Origin of the sequence: Microbacterium rhizosphaerae (genome assembly GCF_034120055.1) — a bacterium.
Lineage (GTDB): Bacteria > Actinomycetota > Actinomycetes > Actinomycetales > Microbacteriaceae > Microbacterium > Microbacterium rhizosphaerae.
Genome location: NZ_CP139368.1, coordinates 3262055 through 3283159 on the forward strand (window position 1 = coordinate 3262055; position 21105 = coordinate 3283159).

15 protein-coding genes are annotated in these 21105 nt (G+C 70.1%); 8 read left to right on the plus strand and 7 right to left on the minus strand.

Going from position 1 to position 21105, the window contains the following annotated elements; all coding sequences use genetic code 11:
* Positions 1 to 31: 31 nt before the first annotated feature.
* Positions 32 to 4663 carry an alpha-L-arabinofuranosidase C-terminal domain-containing protein gene (locus tag SM116_RS14905; RefSeq protein ID WP_320941752.1) on the minus strand — a complete coding sequence of 1544 codons (4632 nt, stop codon included), beginning with the start codon at positions 4661 to 4663 and terminating at the stop codon, positions 32 to 34.
* Positions 4664 to 4881: 218 nt separating this feature from the next.
* Between SM116_RS14905 and SM116_RS14910 the strand changes: the two genes are divergently transcribed.
* Positions 4882 to 6255 carry an NAD(P)/FAD-dependent oxidoreductase gene (locus SM116_RS14910; protein WP_320941753.1) on the plus strand — a complete coding sequence of 458 codons (1374 nt, stop codon included), beginning with the start codon at positions 4882 to 4884 and terminating at the stop codon, positions 6253 to 6255.
* A gap of 256 nt (positions 6256 to 6511) precedes the next feature.
* The gene (locus SM116_RS14915; protein ID WP_320941754.1) at positions 6512 to 7339 is read left to right on the plus strand and encodes an endonuclease domain-containing protein; all 828 of its coding nucleotides are present in this window, start codon (positions 6512 to 6514) and stop codon (positions 7337 to 7339) included.
* A gap of 204 nt (positions 7340 to 7543) precedes the next feature.
* On the opposite strand, the gene SM116_RS14920 is transcribed toward SM116_RS14915, so the two are convergent.
* The gene (locus SM116_RS14920; protein ID WP_320941755.1) at positions 7544 to 9001 is read right to left on the minus strand and encodes a helix-turn-helix domain-containing protein; all 1458 of its coding nucleotides are present in this window, start codon (positions 8999 to 9001) and stop codon (positions 7544 to 7546) included.
* Positions 9002 to 9232: 231 nt separating this feature from the next.
* Here SM116_RS14920 and aceB point away from each other — a divergent pair, with 231 nt between their 5' ends.
* From aceB to SM116_RS14940, 4 genes are all read left to right on the plus strand, one after another.
* On the plus strand, positions 9233 to 10873 hold the full coding sequence (gene aceB, locus SM116_RS14925) for a malate synthase A (RefSeq protein WP_320944192.1): 1641 nt from the start codon (positions 9233 to 9235) through the stop codon (positions 10871 to 10873).
* A 28-nt stretch (positions 10874 to 10901) separates the two neighbouring features.
* Positions 10902 to 12497 (plus strand): isocitrate lyase, encoded by a 1596-nt coding sequence (locus tag SM116_RS14930; protein WP_320941756.1) that lies wholly within the window; start codon positions 10902 to 10904, stop codon positions 12495 to 12497.
* Positions 12498 to 12946: 449 nt separating this feature from the next.
* On the plus strand, positions 12947 to 13291 hold the full coding sequence (locus tag SM116_RS14935) for a YciI family protein (protein WP_320941757.1): 345 nt from the start codon (positions 12947 to 12949) through the stop codon (positions 13289 to 13291).
* A 112-nt stretch (positions 13292 to 13403) separates the two neighbouring features.
* Positions 13404 to 14633: a pyridoxal phosphate-dependent aminotransferase gene (locus SM116_RS14940; protein WP_320941758.1), complete on the plus strand. Its 1230-nt coding sequence runs from the start codon at positions 13404 to 13406 to the stop codon at positions 14631 to 14633.
* A 99-nt stretch (positions 14634 to 14732) separates the two neighbouring features.
* Here SM116_RS14940 and SM116_RS14945 read toward each other — a convergent pair whose 3' ends face one another.
* The 4 genes from SM116_RS14945 to SM116_RS14960 are packed head-to-tail and all read right to left on the minus strand — an operon-like array spanning position 14733 to position 17615.
* Positions 14733 to 15929 (minus strand): UDP-N-acetylmuramate dehydrogenase, encoded by a 1197-nt coding sequence (locus SM116_RS14945; protein WP_320941759.1) that lies wholly within the window; start codon positions 15927 to 15929, stop codon positions 14733 to 14735.
* Positions 15922 to 16341 carry a MaoC/PaaZ C-terminal domain-containing protein gene (locus SM116_RS14950; protein WP_320941760.1) on the minus strand — a complete coding sequence of 140 codons (420 nt, stop codon included), beginning with the start codon at positions 16339 to 16341 and terminating at the stop codon, positions 15922 to 15924. Before SM116_RS14950 ends, SM116_RS14945 begins: the two co-directional genes overlap by 8 nt.
* Entirely contained in the window at positions 16338 to 16784 is a 447-nt protein-coding gene (locus SM116_RS14955) for an FAS1-like dehydratase domain-containing protein (protein ID WP_320941761.1), read from the minus strand. The genes SM116_RS14950 and SM116_RS14955 overlap by 4 nt, the downstream gene beginning before the upstream one ends.
* Positions 16785 to 16793: 9 nt before the next feature.
* The gene (locus tag SM116_RS14960) at positions 16794 to 17615 is read right to left on the minus strand and encodes a sulfite exporter TauE/SafE family protein (RefSeq protein WP_320941762.1); all 822 of its coding nucleotides are present in this window, start codon (positions 17613 to 17615) and stop codon (positions 16794 to 16796) included.
* A 377-nt stretch (positions 17616 to 17992) separates the two neighbouring features.
* On the opposite strand from SM116_RS14960, the gene SM116_RS14965 reads away from it, so the two are divergent.
* Together SM116_RS14965 and SM116_RS14970 are read left to right on the plus strand one after the other, a co-directional pair.
* The gene (locus SM116_RS14965) at positions 17993 to 18385 is read left to right on the plus strand and encodes an SHOCT domain-containing protein (RefSeq protein WP_320941763.1); all 393 of its coding nucleotides are present in this window, start codon (positions 17993 to 17995) and stop codon (positions 18383 to 18385) included.
* Between the two features lie 96 nt (positions 18386 to 18481).
* Complete coding sequence (locus SM116_RS14970; protein ID WP_320941764.1) at positions 18482 to 19405, plus strand: cytochrome c oxidase assembly protein; 924 nt, start codon at positions 18482 to 18484, stop codon at positions 19403 to 19405.
* Positions 19406 to 19417: 12 nt separating this feature from the next.
* Here the strand turns inward: SM116_RS14970 and SM116_RS14975 are convergent, their stop codons facing one another.
* Positions 19418 to 21103: an AMP-binding protein gene (locus SM116_RS14975; RefSeq protein WP_320941765.1), complete on the minus strand. Its 1686-nt coding sequence runs from the start codon at positions 21101 to 21103 to the stop codon at positions 19418 to 19420.
* Positions 21104 to 21105 lie beyond the last annotated feature (2 nt).

Sequence of the window (21105 nt, forward strand, 5' to 3'; positions counted from 1 at the left end):
GCCTTCGTTGTGTGGGTTGTGTTCCGGTCGCTCACGAGGCCTTCACCACCGTGAAGTCGGCACGGAGTCGGGCGGGGGCGTACACGTCGTCGCCGTCGTAGGCGACCGCGACGCTGTACCCGCCCTTGGACATGAGCGCCTCCGCCGGGATGACGATGCGCGCCGTGCCGTGGTCGAAGGCCGCCGTGACGACGGCCACGACCGTGCTGCCGCGCGTGACGGTCGCCCGCACATCGCCGGTCGCGTCGTCCGGGCCGGTGATCGTCACGACCTGGCTGGTCGCGATCGGCACCTTGCGGTCGGCCACGTCGACCGAGAGCGATGCCGTGCGGGGCTTCGCCGTGATCGTCACCGTGGCGGTGGATGCGCCGACCTCCCCGTTGCCCGAGTAGGCCACGGTGAAGGTGTGCGTGCCCTTCGCGATGCGCGGGACGGTCAGCAGCGCCACGCCGTCGTCGAGGATTGCCGTGTCGTTCACGCGGTCTCCTTCGCTGACGGCGACCGTGCCGGTGACCCGGTGCGCCGCGGTCACACGGATCGCGATCGGGACGTTCGACCCGGCGTCCACGGTGGTGGACGCGACCGTGGCCTCGCTCGTGGACGCCGCGAGCGGCGCGCCCTTCGCGGCGACCTCGAGCGTGCTGAACGCCTCGACGTTGCCCGCCTCGTCCACCGAGCGGTAGGCGATGGATGCCGCCTGGTCGCCGATCGCGAACGGACCCGAGTACGTCTGCCACGCGGCATCCCCGATCCGGTACTCGCTGCGATCGACCCCCGACTCGCCGTCGACCGCGGTCAGCGCGACGGTGCGCGCGGCGGCATCGAGGTCCGCTCGCGTGAGCGGCCCCTGCCCGTCGATCTGCAGCGTCGTCGGCCGCGTGGTCGCCGCATTGCCGTCGGCATCCGTCGCCCGGAACTCCACCGTGTGCGCACCGTGACCCGTGAGGGCCGCCGCGGCCGCGGAGGCGCTCTGGGCGGCCGTCCAGTCGCCGCCGTCGATGCGATATTCGAAGGAGGCGAGCGCGTTGCGGTTGTCGGCGGCGGATGCCGTCACCGTCGTGCCGGGCGCCCACCAGCCGTTGCCCGCCTGCGCCGGCAGCGCTCCGAGGGTGATCACCGGCGGGACGGAGTCCACGGTGTGCATCCGCAGGAACGTGACCGACCACGGGGCCAGGTCGTGCACCGAGGAGTCGGACAGACCCGTGACCGTCTGGGTCACCGGTGCCACCGCGCTCGGGGCCGCCTTGCTGTTGGTCGCCGACTTGGCGGCCGCGAGCACCGTCTGGGTGCCCGTGTCGCGCACCTTGACGCCGTTGAGGTTCACGGTCGTCGACTGCGTGCGGTCGGACGCGTTGACCATCTTGACGACGATGTCGCCGGTGGCCGAGTCGCGCGAGACGACGTTGAACAGCTCCTGCTGGGTGCTGGCGTCGTCGTAGGAGATCATCAGCACGCCGTCCTGGAACAGCTGGATCTTCCGGCCCGTGATCTGCACCTTCAGGTGGTAGGTCTTGCCGGTCGTGACCGACACGCCCTCCTTCGCCGCGACCTCGTTCGCGCTGCCGCCGGTGGCCTTCTGCAGCGCCATGCGGGTGTTCCCCCAGCCGCCGAGGTTCCACCAGTAGAAGCTGTTCGAGCCGGTGGCGCCGAAGCCGAGGAGGAAGCCCTCCGAGCCCGCCGTCTTGGTCGCGTCGACCTCGAACGAGTAGTCCGTCCAGTCCTTGCCGTAGGCGCCGGTCACGATACTGCGTGCGTCGGTGACGTTGGTCGCCGTCTGCGCGTAGACACCTCCCGTGGCGCTCCACGTGCCGCTCTGCCGCTGCCATTTGCTCGCGTCCGCGAAGCCGTCGCTGAAGAACGTCGATCCGTCGGCCCCCGTGACCTTGACGTTGTCGAACCTCGCCGCCGTGTTCCAGGTCGACAGGAACACGCCGCCCGAGATCGGCGGGTTCGACAGGAGCCCCCCGGTCTGCGTCGAGGGCACGATCTCATCGCCCTTGTTCGTCGAGAACATCTGCTGCACCCAGTAGTCCGGACTCACCCACGACGTCGTGTTGTCGTACCAGATGGCGTCGGGGGCCCACTGCACGTTGTCGACGTTGGCGAACAGCGGCGCGTACGACGCGAGGTCGACGACATCCGAGTTGCGCTCCAGACCCGTCATGTACGCGGCCTCGCTGACGGCGTTGTACTGCGTGTTGCCCTTCGACGCGTACTCGCCGAGGAACACGTGCGGACCGGTCCGGTCGTACGAGTCGTAACGGGAGTTGTGCGTCAGGAACCACGTCGGGTCGTTGTAGTAGTGCTCGTCGACGAGGTCGACCTTCTGCGACTTGTCGTACGCCCACAGCGTGTCGAAGCGCGTGCCGGAGTCGGCGGGACCCGAGTTCGAGATGATCTTGACGTCCGGGTACTTCGCCCGGATGGCCGCCTCGAACTTGGGGAAGTTCGCCTCGAACGTCGTCGTGTTCTCCTCGTTGCCGAGACCGATGTAGGGCATCGCGAACGGCTTCGGGTGTCCGAGGCTCGCCCGCACCGCACCCCACGTCGTGGTCGCGTCACCCGTGGCGAACTCGATGAGATCGAGGGTGTCCTGCACCCAGCGCTGGATCTGGACCGGGTCCGTCATCTCGGGGATCGTCGAGCCGCAGCCGTTCGCGCCGACCGAGAGGACCGGCAGCGGGACGGCGCCGATGTCCTCGGCGAACTCCATGTACTCCAGGTAGCCGATGCCGTACGACTGGTTGTAGCCCCAGAAGTTCCAGTTGGTCGGACGCGACTCCACCGGGCCGATGGTCTCCTTCCACTGGTACGTGCGCGTGCGGTCGGTGTAGCCCGACTCCGCGTAGCTCTTGAAGGTGCCCACGTTCGTCACGCAGCCGCCGGGGAAGCGGAGGAACTTCGGGTGCAGGTCGGCGACCTTCTGCGCGAGGTCGGCGCGCAAGACGCTCTTGCCGTTCACCGGACCCACCCACGTGTCCTCCGGGAAGAGCGACACCATGTCCAGGGAGAGGGTGGATGCTGCGCCCGTGAGCACCGCCAGGCGGCCGGCGTCGGTGGTTCCCGTCGCGGTGAGCGTCGCCGCGTACTTCTTCCACGTGCCGGAGCCGTCGACGTCGACGGTGGCCGTCGCGAACGTCCTCGAGTTCGCGGCATCCTCCACCTGCACGGTGAGGGTCTGCGCGACCGTGGACTTCGCCCACACCGAGAAGTCGTACGACCTGCCCGACGCGACGGCGACGCCGCTGTTGTAGCCGCTGTTGCGGATGCCCGCGCCGGCGCCGGCGGCCTGCAGCCGAAGGTAGTTGCGGTTCATGTCGTTGAGCCGCCCGTCGTCGTCGACGACGGCCGACGTGGAGCCTGCGCCCGCGCCGCGGGCGAGCTTCTCCCATGCGGTGAGCGACGTGTAGGACTTGTTGTCCGCCGTCGAGAACTCGAACGACCGGTTGCGAACGAGTTCCGCGTAGAGACCGCCGTCCGCCGCGTCGTTGATGTCCTCGTAGAACACGCCGTAGAGGTTCGGCGAGCTCTTGACGAGCGTCCGGTCGGCGGCGACGTCGATCTGCGACGCATCGGCCTTCACCACCTTCGTGAGGGCGAACCGCAGCGCCTGGTCGTCGGGGACGACGGCCAGCTGACCGGATGCGTTGCCGAGGCCGCCGGCATCCGTCCGCAGCGACACGAGGCCGCCCGCGGCGTCGGTCACCTGGAAGGTCGTCGGGGTCGCGGCGAGGTCGCCGAGCGTGACGGCGCCGCCGTCGATCACGACGGGGCGCCCCGCCACCTGCAGCGTCACCGCGGTCGGCGTCGTTCCGGAGCCGGGGGTCTGCGAGGCGACGTGGAAGACCGGGGTCGTCGCGGAGGCGGTGGTGGCGACCACGACGTGGTTGCCGTCGAGCGCGAGCGACGACCCGCCGGTCGCGAGCGTGAAGTCGCTCGGCACGGTGATCGGCGCCGGCGTGCCCGTCTGCAGGGCGAAGTAGTCGAAGGCCGCCGGAGTGACCGTGCCGTCGAGTGCGCCCAGCGCGTACAGGCCGACCTTCGTGACGGCGACGTCGAGGGTGCGGGTGGCGAGGGCCTTCCAGGCGCCATTCACCCAGTAGCTCGTCGTCAGCGTGCTGCCGACGCGCTGCATGCGGAGCGTCTCGCCGGTGGATGCGGGGCGGTCCTCGAACCCGAGCGCGCTGAAGGCGGCGTTCGACTCGGCGTCCGTCTCGATCGCCGTGCCGCTCGGAGAGAGGCCGCCCACGTACGTGAGGCCCTCCCGGACGTAGTTGTCGAGGTCGGAGCCCGCGATGAGGCCCGCGCCCTGGTAGACCTTCGACACGGTCGCGTCGACATGCGTGACGGCGGTGAAGTCGCCGTTGGGGACGTCCCAGAAGAAGACGTTCTTCGCCGAGTTGTTGGTCTGGTAGGTGTCGCCCAGCTGCCCGGTGATCGACAGCTTGCCGCCGCCGACGCTGTAGTTCGCCGCGTCCGGGTTGGTGATGCTCCAGCGAGGATCGAGCGTCGTCGCGTCGAACGAGTCCGCGATGGGCGTGCTCGCATCGGGCGTGCTGTCAGCGGGCGGACTGTCGGCGGCGGATGCCGCGGGTCCGGTCAGCGGCACCGACAGGGCGACCATGCCCCAGACGGCGACGCTCGCGAGCGCAGTTCTCTTCACCTTCGGATGACCTCCTCGTCGGGGCCCGGCATCCATGCGGGGCGCGTTCGTGATGTTAGCGCTCACAGCGCTCGTCACCGCAAGATGTTACCGGTCACATTTTGGTAACGACGCGTCGGTCCGCCGGGTTCCGTCGTGTGACACGGCGTTCTGCGCGGTCCCGCACACAGCACATTCCGTCCGCCGGGGGCGAGGCGTCCGGCGGATAGCCTGGGCGGATGACGGCGACGGTCAACGGTGGTGTCTCGTTCTGGTGGCGGCAGCAGGGGCTGCCCGTGCGCACGCGGCCGCCCCTCCCCGGCGACACGGCCGCGGACGTCTGCATCGTGGGCGCCGGCTACACCGGCCTGTGGACCGCGTACTACCTGAAGACCCTCCAGCCGGATCTGCGGGTCGTCGTGCTCGAGCAGCGCTTCGCCGGGTTCGGCGCGTCCGGCCGCAACGGCGGCTGGCTCACGAACTCGGTGACCGGCGGGCGGTCGCGCTACGGACGGGATGCGGGCTCCGCTCAGCAGCGCGCCCTCAACGAGAGCGTCGACGAGGTGATCGCGGTCGCCGCGCGCGAGGGCATCGACGCCGACATCGTCAAGGGCGGCGAGCTCAACGTCGCCCGCACACCCGCACAGCTGGCCCGACTGCGCGCGACAGCCGCCGACGAGGCGCGCTGGCCGCACACGGACACGCAGCTGCTGGATGCGGCCGCCACCGCCGAGCGCGTCCGGGTGGCGGGAGCACTCGGGGGCCTGTGGCACCCGCACTGCGCCCGCATCCATCCGGCGAAGCTCGTCGCCGGACTCGCGGCTGCGGCCGAGCGCGCCGGCGTCGTGATCCACGAGAACACGCGGGTGCGCAGCATCCGTCCGGGCGCCGCCGTGAGCGATCGCGGAACCGTCCGCGCCGACTACGTGATCCGCGCGACGGAGGGATTCACCCCCGACCTCGAGGGCGTCCACCGCACGTGGCTGCCGATGAACTCGTCGATGATCGCGACCGAGCCGCTGCCCGCAGCCTTCTGGGACGAGGTCGGCTGGAGCGGGCGCGAGACCCTCGGAGACTTCGCCCACGTGTACATGTACGCGCAGCGCACCGCGGATGACCGCATCGCCTTCGGCGGCCGCGGCGTGCCGTACCGCTACGGCTCGCGCGTCGACACCGACGGCACGACGCAGGAACGCACAGTGGGAGCGCTCACATCACTGCTTCACAACTTCTTCCCGGCCGCCGCCGGCGCGCCGGTCGCCCACGCATGGGCCGGGGTGCTCGGCGTGCCGCGCGACTGGTCGGCGAGCGTCGGCCTCAACCGCGCGGCCGGAGTCGGCTGGGCCGGCGGCTACGTCGGCACCGGCGTCACGGCGACGAACCTCGCGGGCCGCACGCTCGCCGACCTCGTCCTCGGCCGCGACACGGACCTCGTGCGCCTCCCCTGGGTCGGCCAGCGCGCGAAGAGGTGGGAGGTCGAGCCGCTGCGGTGGACCGCCGTCAACGCGATCTACACCGCCTACCGCATGGCCGACCGCATGGAGTCCTCCCGCTCCTCCGACCGGGATGCGTGGCCTGCGAGCATCGCGGACCTCATCGCCGGCCAGCACTGAGCCCGTCCTCCGCCGTCCGCCTGCCGGCGCCGGCCGCCTGCCAGCGCCGGGCCGCCTGCCGGTGGCGTGCCGCGTGCGCAACCGCGGGGCTGACGCACGACACGCCGGGGGCGCGGCATCCATCCTCGGCGTGTCACTCGTACGACCCGCAGTTGTGCACGCGCCGGGGCTTCTCCCCGTCACCCGGCCGCGGGCGTCGGTCCACAGATCACGGCACCCCAGGCACCGCAGCGGCTCGACCGGGAAGGGTCGGGGCATGTGCGAGGCGACGGATGCCGTGACCACCCACGCTCGCCTGCTCGCGGCCGGCATCACGCGGCGCGGCATCGCCGCACAGGTCGCGAGCGGCTCGCTCGCCCGGGTGCGCCGCGGCGTCTACGTCCGACCGGGAGCGTGCGCCGCCGCGCGGGCGGCCGCGGCGCACGGAGGCACGCCGGCATGCGTGACCGCCGCGAGGCACGCAGCGCTGTGGGTGCTCTCGGACGACACGGCGGTGCACGTGTGGCTCGGCGGACACGGCCACGCCTATGCGCACGAGGACTGCGGATGCGTCGAGCATTGGGATGACGGACCCGCGGCCGACGCGGGCGATGCCGTCTCCGTGCCGCGGATCCTCGAGCAGATCCGCCGCTGTCGCGGCATCGAGGAGTTCTTCGTGGCGTTCGAGTCGGCGCTGCGACAGGGACTGATCACCGCCGCCGGCGTCGCCTGGCTGCGCACTCGAGGTGATCGCGAGGTCCGCGATGCGATCGCGTTCGCGCGCCCCGATGCCGACAGCGGCCTGGAATCGCTCCTGCGCTGGAGGCTGCGCCACCTCGGCCTGCGCATCCGCTCTCAGGTGACGATCGCGGGTGTGGGCATCGTCGACCTCCTCATCGGCGATCGCCTCATCGTCGAGGCCGACGGCCGCGAGAACCACGACGGCGCGACCCGCCGGCACAAGGATCTGGTGCGTGACACCTCCGCCGCGATGTGGGGCTACATCACCCTCCGCTTCGACTACGCCCTGATCGTGCACGACTGGGATGCCGTCGAGCGGGCGATCCTCGCCCACATCCGTCGCGGCGACCATCTCGCGAGATGACCCGCCCGACGCCGGCGTGCACAACCGCGGGGCTGACGCACGACACGCCGGGGCATGGCATCCACCCCCGGCGTGTCCCCCGCACGACCCGCGGTTGTGCACACCGGGCGACCCGCGGTTGTGCACGCGGGCCGGCCGCCGCCGGGGCGCCGGCCGCCGCCGGGGCGCCAGACCGACGCGGGGCGTCACGGCGGGCCCGGGGCGTCAGGCCGGGGCGTGGGCCTGCAGGAATTCGTACACGTCGGTCGTGTCCACACCCGGGAAGGCGCCGGTCGGGAGCGTCGCGAGCAGAGTCCGCGGCGTGCGGACGTTCGGCCACGAGCTTCCCCGCCAGGCGGCCTCGAGGTCGGCGGGCGCCCGGCGGCAGCACACCTCGGTCGCGTGCGGCGAGACCCCGCGGTTCTGCGTGTCGCGGCCGAGGAACCACTTCGTGTCGTCGAACCGCACCCCCACCGACACCGAGTGCGCGCCCTCGCTGGAGTTCTCGACGCGGGCCGTGCACCAGTACGTCCCGTTGCCGGTGTCGGTGTACTGGTAGTACGGGTTGAAGTGGTCGTCGACGTCGAAGACGACGCGCGACGTCCACTTGCGGCAGCACATCTGCCCCTCGATCGATCCCAGCCGGTCGGTCGGGAAGTTCACGTCGTCGTTCTCGTAGGCCTTCGTGATCGTGCCCGACTCGTGGACCTTCAGGAAGTGCACGCGGATGCCGAGGTGCCGCGTCGCGAGGTTCGTGAAGCGGTGCGCGGCCGTCTCGTACGACACGGAGTAGGCGTCGCGGAGGTCCTCGATCGAGATCGCCCGGTCGCGCTTGGCATCCTCCAGGAACGGCACCACGTGCGCCTCGGGGATCAGCAGCGCCCCCGTCAGGTAGTTCGTCTCCACGCGCTGGCGCAGGAACTCCGCGTAGCTCGCCGGCTCGGTGTGACCGAGCATCCGGCTCGACAGCGCCTGCAGCACGGCCGTGCGCGGGTCGCCCTTCGACGTCAGCCTGCTCGACAGGTACAGGCGGCCGTTCTTGAGGTCTGCGACGCTGCGCGTGGTCTGCGGAAGATCGGGCACGTAGTGGATGGAGAAGCCCAGGTGAGCGGCGATGTCCGAGGCGGTGCGCTGCGTGAGCGGTCCGCCCGGATGGTCGACGGCATCCAGGATGCGGCGCGCCTGCGCCTCGAGCTCCGGAAAATAGTTGTCCTGCGTGCGCATGAGCCGGCGCAGTTCGACATTGGCCCGACGGGCTTCCTCCGGCGTCGCCGCCCGCTCGTCACGCAGCCGGTCGATCTCGGCGTGCAGCGCCAGCATCGCGGTGAGCGCCTCGGTGGGCATCGACTTGCCGATCCGGAACGCGGGGATGCCGAGGGCCTGGAACGTCTGGCCCTTCATGGCGCGCTCGAGCGCCAGCTCCGCCTCTCCCCTGGGGTCGAGCGGGACCGCCTCCAGCAGCCCGTCGAGGCTGGTGCCGAGTGCCCGCGCGATCGCCTGGAGCAGCGTGAGCTTCGGCTCCCGCTTGCCGTTCTCGATCATCGAGAGCTGGCTGGGCGCACGCTCGACGGCGTGTGCCAGGTCCTCCAGCGTCATGCCGCGCTCGGTGCGCAGACGACGGATGCGGCGCCCCAGCGCGAGCGCGTCGATGTCTTCGGCTTCGTCGGCGAGCAGGTCGGTCATGGGCGAGATTCTTGCACAGAAACAGAAGATCGCTGAATCTTCACACTGATTTTGGTCGTGATGGTCCCCGAAGTTCACCCGATAGTGGACATACGACCCCGACCGATCGATCCACAACGCGGATCACGGGATGCCTGCTCCGGCTCACACGCCGGGGCGCGGCATCCCCACCCCCTCGAGACTCATCGCCCACAGGAAGACAGGGACATGACACCTGCAACCGCCACCCCGATGCGCACGCGCACCGGATCGATCCCCACCCAGACCCAGCAGCCGACGCTCGAGATCGGCGGCCGCATCGGCCCCCGCTACGACGAGATCCTGACACCCGGTGCCCTCCGGTTCCTCATCGAGCTGCACGACCGCTTCGGCGCCCGCCGGCACGACCGGCTCGCCGACCGCATGCGCCGCCGCTTCGAGATCGGCAACGGGCACGACCCGCAGTTCCGCGACGACACCCGCCACATCCGCGAGGACGCCGAGTGGCGGGTCGCGGGTGCGGGCCCCGGCCTGGAGGACCGCCGCGTCGAGATCACCGGACCGACCGACCCGAAGATGACGATCAACGCCCTGAACTCCGGCGCCAAGGTGTGGCTCGCCGACCAGGAGGACGCGACGAGTCCCACATGGGCGAACGTCATCGAGGGCCAGCTGTCGCTGCGCGACGCGATCCGCGGCGAGCTCGCGTACACGAGCCCCGACGGCAAGCGCTACGAGGTCACCGCGACGCAGACGCCGACGATCGTCATGCGTCCGCGCGGCTGGCACCTGCCCGAGCAGCACCTGCGCTACACCGACCGGTTCGGGCGCACCCTCCCCGCGTCGGGTTCGCTGGTGGACTTCGGGCTCTACTTCTTCCACAACGCCCTGCAGTTGATCGCGAACGGGCGCGGGCCGTACTTCTACATCGCCAAGCTCGAGAGCTCGGAGGAGGCGCGACTGTGGAACGACGTCTTCTCGTTCAGCGAGGAGTACGTCGGCATCCCCCACGGCACGATCCGCGCCACCGTGCTGATCGAGACACTGCCGGCCGCGTTCGAGATGGAGGAGATCCTGTTCGAGCTGCGCGACCACTGCGCGGGCCTGAACGCCGGCCGCTGGGACTACATCTTCTCGATCATCAAGAACTACCGCGGCCGCGGCGCCCGGTTCGTGCTGCCCGACCGCAGCGAGGTGACCATGACGGTGCCGTTCATGCGGGCCTACACCGAGCTGCTCGTGCAGACGTGCCACAAGCGCGGCGCCTTCGCGATCGGCGGCATGAGCGCCTTCATCCCGAACCGGCGCGACCCCGACGTGACCGCCCGGGCGTTCGAGAAGGTCGCCGCCGACAAGAAGCGCGAAGCCGGCGACGGCTTCGACGGCACGTGGGTGGCTCACCCCGACCTGATCCCCACCGCGCGCGCGGAGTTCGACGCGGTGCTGGGCGACCGGCCCAACCAGCTCGATCGGCAGCGTCCCGACGTGCGAGTGACCGCGGCCGACCTCATCGATGTGCACATCGGCCGCCCGATCACCGCGAAGGGCGTGCACGACAACGTGTCGGTCGCCATCCGGTACCTCGAGGCCTGGCTGCGGGGCATCGGCGCCGTCGCCATCGACAACCTCATGGAGGACGCGGCGACCGCGGAGATCTCGCGCTCGCAGGTGTGGCAGTGGATCCACCAGGACCGCACGACGGATGACGGCACGCCGATCACGCGCGACTACGTGGAGGAGCTGATCGCCCGCGTGCTCCGCGAGGTCACGCATCACGCGGGCGACCGCTTCGACGACGCGGCGGAGATCTTCCGCGAGGTCGCCCTCGGCCAGGAGTTCCCGGCGTTCCTGACGCTGCCCGCCTACAACCGCTACCTCATCGAGTCCGAGTGATCGGCACCCCGGAAGAAGGAACAGGACAATGACTGCCTACCAGGACGACATCGAAGCCATCCGGGCGCTCAAGGAGCAGCACGGCTCGAGCTGGAACGCCATCGACCCCGAGTCGGTCGCCCGGATGCGGGCGCAGAACCGCTTCCGCACGGGACTCGAGATCGCGCAGTACACCGCCGACATCATGCGGCGCGACATGGCCGAGTACGACGCCGACTCGTCGGTGTACACGCAGTCGCTCGGCGTGTGGCACGGCTTCATCGGGCAGCAGAAGCTGATCTCGATCAAGAAGCACCTGAAGAGCACGAACAAGCGCTACCTCTACCTGTCGGGCTGGATGGTCGCGGCCCTCCGGTCGGAGTTCGGCCCGCTGCCCGACCAGTCGATGCACGAGAAGACCGCTGTACCGGCGCTGATCGAGGAGCTCTACACGTTCCTGCGGCAGGCGGACGCCCGCGAGCTCGACCTACTCTTCACGCAGCTCGACGGCGCCCGCGCGGCCGGGGACGAGACGGCGGTCGAGTTCATCCAGTCGCAGATCGACAACTACGAGACCCACGTCGTGCCGATCATCGCCGACATCGACGCGGGCTTCGGCAACCCCGAAGCGACGTACCTGCTGGCCAAGAAGATGATCGAGGCCGGCGCGTGCGCCATCCAGATCGAGAACCAGGTCTCGGATGAGAAGCAGTGCGGCCACCAGGACGGCAAGGTCACCGTTCCGCACGAGGACTTCATCGCGAAGCTCAACGCGGTCCGCTATGCCTTCCTCGAGCTCGGCATCCACAACGGCATCATCGTCGCCCGCACCGATTCGCTCGGGGCCGGTCTCACGCAGAAGCTCGCCGTCACCCACGAGCCCGGCGACCTCGGCGACCGGTACAACTCTTTCCTGGACGTCGAGGAGGTCTCGGCCGCCGACCTCGGCAACGGCGATGTCGTCATCACGCGCGACGGCAAGCTGATGCGCCCGAGGCGTCTCGCGAGCAACCTCTACCAGTTCCGGCCCGGGACCGGCGAGGAGCGCGTCGTGCTCGACTGCATCACGTCGCTGCGCAACGGCGCGGACCTGCTGTGGATCGAGACCGAGAAGCCGCACGTGGAGCAGATCGCCGGCATGGTCGACGCGATCCGCGCCGAGATCCCGAACGCGAAGCTCGTCTACAACAACAGCCCGTCGTTCAACTGGACGCTCAACTTCCGGCAGCAGGCGTACGACGAGCTCGCCGAGCGGGGCGAGGACGTCACCGGCTTCGACCGGAGCGACCTGATGAACGTCGTGTACGACGACACGGAGCTCGCCCGGCTGGCCGACGAGAAGATCCGCACGTTCCAGCACGACGGCTCCGCGCGCGCGGGGATCTTCCACCACCTCATCACGCTGCCGACCTACCACACGGCGGCCCTGTCGACCGACGACCTCGCCAAGGGCTACTTCGGCGACGAGGGCATGCTCGCCTACGTGAAGGGCGTGCAGCGCCGCGAGATCCGGGAGGGCATCGCCACGGTCAAGCACCAGAACATGGCCGGAAGCGACCTCGGCGACAACCACAAGGAGTACTTCGCCGGTGCCGCGGCCCTCAAGGCGGGCGGCCAGCACAACACGATGAACCAGTTCAACTGAGCAGATGGATGCCGCCACCCGACGCGGGTGGCGGCATCCATCCACCCCCGCTCACCTGTCACAGACCCAGGCCCCACCCCGCGAACGCGACAGGCGAGCCGCATCCACCCCCGCTCACCTGTCACAAACCCGGGCCCCAGCCCACGAACGCGACAGGCGAGCCGCATCCACCCCCGCTCACCTGTCACAAACCCAGCCCCCAGCCCACGAACGCGACAGGCGAGCCGCATCCACACCCGCTCACCTGTCACGAACCCCAGGCCCCAGCCCACGAACGCGACAGGCGAGCCGCATCCACACCCGCTCACCTGTCACGAACCCCAGGCCCCAGCCCACGAACGCGACAGGCGAGCCGCTGCATCGGCAGAAAGTTCCGCCGTCGTGTCGATCCCGGCCTTCCCCGTTCGACGTACCGGGTGAGAGCATCCGTTTCGACGAAAGGATCCCTGATGCGATTCCTCATGCTGGTGGTCGCCGACCCCGACCTGCAGAACCCCGACCCCGAACCGATGCCCATCGAGAGCTGGGTCAACGAGATGGTCGAGCGCGGTGTGGACATCACCGGCGAGCGTCTGCGTCCACCTGCCGACGCCACGACGGTTCGGCGCCGCGGCGGCGAGCTCGTCGTCACCGACGGCCCGTTCGCCGAGACCCGCGAGTACATCGCGGGATTCGACATCCTCGAGGTCGCCGACCTCGACGAGGCGGTCGAGGTGGCGTCGAAGCATCCGATGTCCGCCCTCGGCACGATCGAGCTCCGTCCGTACTGGCCACTGGAGCTCGACCTCGGCTGATGCCCGGCTGAACCACTCCGGGAGCACGGGGCGCGCCCCGGCGTACAGCGGTCACCGCCGCACCGTACGCCGGGGCGATTTCGGTCCGGATGCCCGCGGCTACGCTGGTTGCGTGACCGAACGTGCACCGCTCTCCCGCAAGATCTCCGCCATCGCCGAGTCGGCGACCCTCAAGGTCGACGCCAAGGCGAAGGCCCTGCAGGCCGCCGGCCGGCCCATCGTCTCCTACGCGGCGGGCGAGCCCGATTTCGCGACACCGCAGTTCGTGGTGGATGCCGCGGCCGAGGCGCTCGCCGACCCGAAGAACTACCGCTACACGCCCGCGGCGGGCCTTCCCGCGCTGCGCGAGGCGATCGCCGCGAAGACTCTGCGCGACTCGGGCCTCGAGATCTCGCCGAGCCAGGTCATCGTGACCAACGGCGGCAAGCAGTCCGTGTACCAGGCCTTCCAGACCGTGGTGAACCCGGGCGACGAGGTGCTGCTTCCCGCGCCGTACTGGACGACGTATCCCGAGGCGATCCGCCTGGCCGACGGCATCCCCGTCGAGGTCTTCGCCGGAGCCGACCAGGAGTACAAGGTCACCGTCGAGCAGCTCGAGGCCGCGCGCACCGAGCGCACGACCGTCCTCGTGTTCGTGTCGCCCTCGAACCCGACGGGAGCGGTCTACACCCCCGAGGAGACCAGGGCGATCGGCGAGTGGGCCGTCGAGCACGGCATCTGGATCATCTCCGACGAGATCTACCAGAACCTCGTCTACCCTTCGACCGGCTCAGGGACCCCGACGGCCCCGATGAGGGCCGTGTCGATCGTCGAGGCGGTCCCGGATGCCGCGTCCCAGACGATCCTCGTCAACGGGGTCGCGAAGACCTACGCGATGACCGGCTGGCGCGTGGGCTGGATGGTCGGCCCCGCCGATGCCATCAAGATCGCCGGCAACCTGCAGTCGCACCTCTGCTCCAACGTCAACAACGTCGCGCAGCTCGCTGCCGCTGCGGCGCTGAACGGCCCGCAGGACGAGGTCGAACAGTTCCGTCAGGCGTTCGATCGCCGCCGCAAGCTCATGGTCGCCGAGCTGTCGAAGATCGACGGGATGACGGTCCCCACGCCGCAGGGCGCGTTCTACGTGTACCCCAACGTCACCGGGCTGCTCGGCCGCACGTGGGCCGGCAAGACGCCGACGACGTCGCTCGAGCTCGCCGACCTCATCCTCGACGAGGCCGAGGTGGCTGTGGTGCCGGGCGAGGCGTTCGGCCCGAGCGGCTACATCCGCCTGTCGTACGCGCTGGGCGACGAGCAGCTGCTCGAGGGCGTGCGCCGCATGCAGCGGCTCTTCGCCTCCTGAGGCGCCCGCGAGCCCTCGCTCATTTCCCGAGCCCTCACCCGATTCCCGTGAATCGAATGAGGGCTCGGCGATCGGATGAGGGATCGAAAACGGTCGCGACTACAGCTCGACGCCGACGAGCACCGGCTCGGGCTGCAGCAGCAGTCCGAACTCGGACTGCACGCGGCCGCGGATGTAGCGGGCGAGCTCGGCGAGCTCGCCCGCCGTCGCTCCCCCGCGGTTCGTCAGTGCGAGCGCATGCTTGGTCGACAGGCCGGCGCGCGAGCGCGGCAGCTTGAACCCCTTGCGGAACCCCGACTGCTCGATGAGCCACGCCGAGCTGACCTTCACGTCGCGCTCGATCGTCGCCGTGGGCGGGATGTAGCCGTCGAACCTCTCGAGCGGGATGACGAGCATCCCCTCGCCCTCTCCACGCGCCGCTGACGCGTCGCGCAGAGCCTCGGGGCGAGTGGGCCCGGGGTCGAGGTCGGGCGTCACAGGCCAGCGCGGGCACTCCGGGGGCAGCGTGCGCGCGAACTTCTCGCTCACGATCGCATTCTGGAAGAACGACCCCGCGCTGGAGGTGTCGGGATCGTCCGCGTCGAGCACCATGCCTTTGCTCGCACGGATCTCGAGGATCCGCTGCCGGATCCACGCGAGCGTGACCGCTTCCTGCGGCTCGAGTCGCAACGCCGTCCGCAGCTGCGTCCCCGCGACCGGACGGGCGACCTGTCCGACCTCGGGCAGCTCGAGCGTCACCGACAGGATCACACCCGAACGCCGGGCGACCGAGCCGTAGTGCGCCTTGAGCACCGACGTGCGGAATCCGAGCCCGAGCTCGGCGGCGGGCACGACCGACACGGCGCCGGTCCGCTCGTCGATCAGCTCGACCTCGACGAGGGTCTGCACGATCTCCTGGCCGTAGGCGCCGATGTTCTGCACGGGCGCGGCCCCGACGGTGCCGGGGATGCCCGACGTCCCCTCGATGCCGGCGAGGCCCTGCTCGACGGCGTACGCGACGAGGTGGTCCCAGTCGTGGCCCGCCTGCACCTTGAGCCGGGCGAAGCCGGGCCGGGAGGCCGGCATCCGTTCGATTCCCTCGGTGAGCACGCGCACGACGGTGCCCTCGAACGGGTCGTCGCCGACGAAGAGGTTCGAGCCCCCGCCCAGGACGAGCCAGTCGGCGTCCTCTGCCCAGACCTCCCGCATCGCGTCGACGAGCTCGTCGTACGTGTGGGCATCGATCATGCGCGCGGGGGTTCCGCCGGTGCGCAGCGTGGTCAGCTGCGACAGCGGGATGGGGTCGACCTCAGGCATGCGCGACGGGTTGCAGCGCCACCCGCACCTGGGCCTTGCCGAGCACCGTCTGCTCGCCACTGCTCACGGTCAGGTCGATGCGCGCCTCGTCCTCCGACACCGCGCCGACCTTCGCGACGACGTGGACATCGGCGCCGGCCTCCTGGTCGACGAGCACCGGACGGGTGAACCGCACGCCGTACTCGAGGACCCGTCCCGGGTCGCCGAGCCACGCGTCGAGAGTGGCCACGGCGAGACCCATCGTCAGCATGCCGTGGGCGAGCACACCGGGCAGGCCGACGCGCTCGGCGACGGCGTCGCTCCAGTGGATCGGATTGAAGTCGCCCGATGCCCCCGCGTAACGCACCAGGGAGTCGCGGGTCAGGTGGACGGTGCGCTCGGCGACGACGTCTCCGACGGTGAGCCCGGTCATTCTGCGCCTCCGATCACGAGTACGGAGGTCGCGGTGACGACATGGGCGCCGTCGGCATCCGTGATCGCGGTCTCGCTGGTGACCATCGCGTTCGCTCCCAGCGCGCGCACCGACGCCACGGACAGGCGGGCGGTCAGCTCGTCGCCGGCGACGATGGGGCGGGTCCAGCGGAAGCGCTGCTCGCCGTGCACCGTGCGCTCGAGGACGATGCCGCTGTCGGGCTCGGACATGAGCTGGCGCAGGGTGAGCTCCTGCACGACGATGGCGAAGGTCGGCGGGGCGACGAGGTCGGCGTAGCCGAGCGCCCGCGCGGCCTCGAGGTCGGTGTGCTCGGGGGCGTCCGCGAAGACGGCGCGCGCGAACTCGCGGACCTTCTCGCGCCCGACGAGGTACGGGGCGGTCGGCGCGAACTCGCGCCCGACCAGATCAGGATTCACTGCCACCCTGGAATCCTACCGAGCGGCCTCTCGCGCCTTCTTCTCGCGCAGCAGTCGCATGGCCATCTGGACCGCGATGAACACGAGGAAGAGCGCGAACAGGACGTTGGCGACGAACGGGTTCAGCAGCGACGCGATCCAGGCGCCCACGGCCGTTGTCGTGCAGGCGGCGACGCCGACGATCACGGCGGTCACGAGGTCGACGTTGTTCCGCCGCATGTTGCCGACGGTCCCCGAGATCGCCGTCGGGATCATCATGAGGAGCGAAGTGCCCTTGGCGACGAGGTCGCTCGTGCCGAAGCCGAGCATGAGCGCAGGCACGACGATGATGCCGCCACCGACGCCCAGGAGGCCCGACAGGATGCCGGTCACCACGCCGGTCGCGCCGAGGGCGAGGCCGATGCCCCATGTGATGTCCAGCTGCGCGTCGCGCGAGGGGATGACGACGAAGAGACTGATGACCACGACGCCGAGGAAGGCGATGAACGCCCAGCGCAACACGACCACCGACATCCGGTGCAGGAGCCAGGTGCCGATCTGAGCGCCGATGACGGCGCCGACCGCGAGGATGATTCCTGCGATCCAGGCGACCGACCCGTGGACGGCGTACGAGACGACACCCACCGCGGCGGTGGGCACGATGGCGGCGAGCGAGGTTCCGGAGGCCAGCCGCTGATCGAAGCCCAGGAGCAGGACCAGCATCGGCACGATGACCGTGCCGCCGCCGACGCCGAACAGGCCGGAGAGGAGTCCGGCCGCGAGTCCGATCCCGATGCACGCGAACACGAACTTCGGCGTCCGCCTCACGACCGCGGCACCCGCATCCGTCTCGCCCATGCCGTTCCTCGCCTCCCAACGCACCGTCGTCGACGCGGGGCGCGTGAGAGATGCCTCTGTCAGCCTATGCGGACCGCTCCGCGGCAGAGGACCAGCCGGGGGCGGCATCCACTCCGAGCTGCAATTCCGACACCCGTTCCGAATGCCGCACAGCCGATCGAGGGCGCCATTCCACTCGACATCCGCGTCCTTCTCGATCGGCTCTCTCTTCGCCGCGGAAGTGCTTCGCGGGCGCTCGTATCGCGTGCGTCATGGCTCGGGATGGAGAAGCCCCCTTATCAGGCCTCGGTTCTTCTGGCACCATCCACGTCACGCTGATCGAAAAGGACATCGGCTCCTTCTATGCTGTGGTGCACGACCACAACGAAAGGCTGGGAATGAATTTCTGGAACAACTTCGGGAACCTCATCTGGTGGTTCCTGTGGGTCTTCGTCTTCGTCGCTTACCTGTTCGCGCTTTTCGCGATCATCGGCGACCTCTTCCGCGACCGCAAGCTCAGCGGCTGGTGGAAGGCCGTGTGGATCGTCTTCCTGATCTTCGTGCCGTTCCTGACGGCGCTGATCTACCTCATCGCACGCGGCAACGGCATGGCCGAGCGCGGCGCGAAGGAGGCTGCCGCTGTGCAGCGCGACACGGATGCGTACATCCGCACGGTCGCCGGCACGAAGAGCCCGACCGACGAGATCGCACACGCGAGCGAACTGCTGAAGGCCGGCACGATCACGCAGGCCGAGTTCGACCAGATCAAGGCCAAGGCTCTCGCCTCCTGATCCGCGTCTCGACGAGCGCCCCGGGTTCCGCGAACCCGGGGCGCTCGTGTTCGCGCCGATGGCGGGCGGTCCGCCGTTCAGCCGATTCTTGGCCGCATGAGCGAGACTTCACGGGTGGATGCGCTGTTCAGCCCCTGGGCGCCGAGCCTCGTCGGCCTCGGCATCCCGGCTCTCGCCGCGATCGGGTACGCCGCCGGTGCGATGGTCGCGCGCGGGCGCGGCATCCACTGGCCCGCGTGGCGCATCGTGATCTGGATGGCGACGTGCGTGCTCGCCGCATGGACCTTCGCCGGGCCCCCGCAGGCCCTCCGCGCCGTGAACCCGTGGATGGACGGCGTCTCGATCGGCATTTCGGCCGCCCTGCTGCCGCTCGGCGTGGCCCTCGGCGATCCGGTGAAGCTCATCGAGCTGTTGCGCGGCCGGCGGATCGGGTGGGCACGCGGGCGCATCGCGCGGTTCTTCATGTTCCCCGGCGTCGCGTCGCTGCTGAGCGCGGTCGTGCTCACCTACGCGATCACGTCCGAGTGGTATCAGGCCGCGCTCACCCAGTCGCTTTCGTGGGCACTGCTGCTGCTCACGGCCTTCGTCACCGGCCTGGCCGTGAACCTGCCGCTGCTGAGCGACGACCTGATGCCGGAGTGGGCCACGCCCGCCGTGAAGACCCTCGTGGCCTTCGCCGACGGCCTGTTCGACGCGATCCCCGGCCTCGTCATGATGCTCCTCGTCAACAAGTACTCCGGCGGCGCGCTCCTGGCGATCGCGGAGGTCGTCGGCATCCCGATGATCGCCGCGACCGTCGTCATGTGGGTGCGCGCGGACGCCGAGGAGCAGAAGCAGATCGACGCGGAGCTGGATGCCCGGGAGGCGGCCGCGAGCCGTCCTGCGGGCCCCCCGGCGGACGCCGTCGGGGCGCCGACGCGCCCCGAGAGCCCGCGCCCGGACGGCGATCCGGCGGACGCCGAGGGCGAGGGGCTCTGGTGGCTCGACGACCCTCGCTTCGCCGATCGCTTCCGGAAGTGACCCGCCTCAGGGTCAGTCGAACAGGATCGTGTCGCGCCACTCGACGGCCGTGATGCGGCCGTCGTGGATCTCGATCTCCCGTTCGCGCAGCTCGACCCGGCGGATCTTGCCCGAGATCGTCTTCGGCAGCTCGAAGAACTCCACCCGCCGCACGCGCTGGAACGGCGCGAGGTGGTCGCGCGCGTACTGCAGGATCGCTCGGGCGGTCTCCTCGCTCGGCTCGTGTCCCAGCGCGAGCGCGATGTACGCCTTGGGCACGGCCAGCCGTGTCGGATCCGGCGCGGGCACCACGGCGGCCTCGGCGACGGCCGGGTGCTCGATGAGCACGCTCTCGAGCTCGAACGGGCTGATCTTGTAGTCGGACGCCTTGAACACGTCGTCGGCGCGGCCGACGTAGGTGAGGTTGCCGTCCTCCTCGCGACGCGCGATGTCGCCCGTGTGATACCGCCCGCCCGCCATGGCGTGGGCATTCCGCTCGGGGTCGCCGACATAGCCGGTCATGATGTTGACGGGATGCTGCGAAAGGTCGATGCAGATCTCGCCCTCATCCGCGACCTCGCCGGTGACCGGGTCGACGAGCACGACGGGGCAGCCGGGGAGCGGGCGGCCCATCGAGCCCTCGCGCACCGGTGCCCCGGGCGGATTGGCGATGACGGCGGTCATCTCGGTCTGCCCGTAGCCGTCGCGGATCGTCATGCCCCAGTGCGCCTGCACCTGGCTGATGACCTCGGGATTGAGCGGCTCGCCGGCCGAGACGACCTCGCGCAGCGCGCCCGGGCCCGCCGAGAGGTCGGCCTGGATCAGCATGCGCCAGACCGTCGGCGGCGCGCAGAACGTGGTCACCCGGTTCTCGCGCAGCCGGCCCAGGAGCGCAGCCGCGTCGAACCGCGCGTAGTTGTAGACGAAGATCGTCGCCTCGGCGATCCACGGCGCGAAGAAGCAGCTCCAGGCGTGCTTCGCCCACCCCGGCGAGCTGATCGCGAGGTGCACGTCGCCCGGCTGCAGCCCGATCCAGTACATGGTCGACAAGTGGCCGACGGGGTACGAGACCTGCGTGTGCTCGACGAGCTTCGGCGATGTCGTCGTGCCGGACGTGAAGTAGAGCAGCAGGCGGTCGTCCGGCCGGGTCCCCGGATGGGATGCCGGGGGCACCTGTGCCGCGAACGCGTTGTCGTAGTCGGCCCAGTGGTCGGGCCCGTCACCGACGCGGATGCGCGTGTAGGTGCCCGGCACGTCATCGAACTTCGCGGTGTCGGCTCCGGTCGCGATGACGTGCTGCACCTCGCCGCGCTCCACGCGGTCGACGAGGTCCCGCGTGCCGACGGCGGTCGTCGTCGGCAGGACGACGGCGCCGAGCTTGAAGATGCCGAGCATCGCCTCCCACAGCTCGACCTGGTTGCCGAGCATGAGCATGACGGAGTGCCCCTTGGCGACCCCGTGCTGGGCGAGCCAGGCCGCAACCTGGTCGGAGCGGCGCGCCATCTCGTCGAACGAGCGCTCGATGCGACTGCCGTCCTCCTCGACGATCACGAGCGCCGGAGCGTCATTGCCCCGCGCGATGGCGTCGAACCAGTCGACGGCCCAGTTGAACGTGTCGCCGACTTCCGGCCACGCGAAGCCGACGACCGCATCATGGCGGTCCTCGCGCAGCTCGATCAGACGGTCCCGGGCGGCGCGGTACGCCTCGATGTCAGCCATGC